A 266-nucleotide genomic window follows, 5' to 3' on the forward strand; every position below is an offset into this window, starting at 1 on the left:
CGGAGCTCTTTAACAACACCTGTTCTTTCGAATTTTCTCTTGAATTTTTTGAGGGCGCGTTCGATGTTTTCGCCTTCTTTAACGGGTACTACGATCATTTTTCGTTGTTTTTATTTTGTTATTTAATAATTGCGAGGGAGATATACTTCTTGCGAGGTGCAAAAGTAGTGCATTTTTAATGAAGAACAAAACAATCCTTTTATTTTTTGAGTTTGTTCTTACATTTCCAGCTATTTGCCCTTGCAAGGTCGTTAATAGTTTGAGTT

General features: G+C 35.0%; 1 protein-coding gene. It reads right to left on the minus strand.

The window, feature by feature from the left end:
• Positions 1–98: 30S ribosomal protein S21 (gene rpsU, locus ACVHXK_RS18875; protein WP_461207944.1), on the minus strand; the 98-nt coding region annotated here is incomplete at its 3' end.
• Positions 99–266: the final 168 nt, after the last annotated feature.

It is taken from the genome of Clostridium sp. DL1XJH146, from assembly GCF_054819755.1.